2 protein-coding genes are annotated in these 864 nt (G+C 34.5%); one reads left to right on the top strand and one right to left on the bottom strand.

Features of this window, described 5'->3' with window-relative positions; all coding sequences use genetic code 11:
- The first annotated feature begins 253 nt into the window (after nt 1-253).
- On the top strand, nt 254-478 hold the full coding sequence (locus ON15_RS10945) for a transposase (protein WP_010581532.1): 225 nt from the start codon (nt 254-256) through the stop codon (nt 476-478).
- Nucleotides 479-684: 206 nt separating this feature from the next.
- Here the strand turns inward: ON15_RS10945 and ON15_RS12095 are convergent.
- A partial coding sequence (locus ON15_RS12095; RefSeq protein ID WP_235720462.1) for a hypothetical protein occupies nt 685-864 on the bottom strand: 180 nt, incomplete at its 5' end.

Here is an 864-nt window from a genome sequence, read left to right on the forward strand (position 1 = left end):
GAATGCGGTTATACACGATAACAGATTTATTATCATCAACTCTAACTTGAAAAGCTTTAGTAGGAGCCGAAGTCTGCGGATTAAAGGACTTATCCATTTTGATCTGAACAACATCAGGTTTATTGGTCATAAAAACACCTCATCATTCTTTATTGATGAGGTAATTTTACCGCTGAAATATATTCTTTTATAGACGGTCGATTATTATAAGCACCTAACAACCGACCGTTAAAAAAAGACCAGCTAATCTCATTTGGGATCAGTTGGTCATTTTGCTACAGCCATTTTTGCTGGAATCGTTAATTTGCTTTCATCCCTAAAGAAAAATCTAAAATATGTTTCAAACAGCTGTGAATCATCACTTTCCAATGGACCTATCGAAGGAATCAATCGTAAAATCAAAGCACTTAAACGGATCTGTTACGGATTCAAAAATATGGATCATTTTTATGCCAGAATTCTTTTAATTGTAAAATAAAGAAGTCCCCCATTCAGAGGACTTCATGGTTCCACCAATATAATTTGACGGAGACCCAAAATAATCCGTCAGCTTAATAAGAAAGCTGAAACGGATTATTTTTGTAACTTCAATGCGGTTGCGCTAAATTGTTTTAGAACTATAAATAGTGGCTACTGAATTAGGCCTTTGAATTTAATCTATTTGGTTTGTTTGATAACTGATTTTTAAATAAATAGCGTTAGTTTTGATGGTAAGTAAAAGTTTCCAAGAAAAAAAGCGTAAAACTGTTTCAATATTGGCCACCATAATCCCCAAATCAATTGAAACGGCAATGGTGGCCGCCGTTCCTTTTGATCAATATATTTGGGTTTACGTCCTAGTTTGGGGCCGATTATTTTAATGCC

This window comes from Liquorilactobacillus vini DSM 20605 (genome assembly GCF_000255495.1).
In the GTDB taxonomy this organism is placed as follows: domain Bacteria; phylum Bacillota; class Bacilli; order Lactobacillales; family Lactobacillaceae; genus Liquorilactobacillus; species Liquorilactobacillus vini.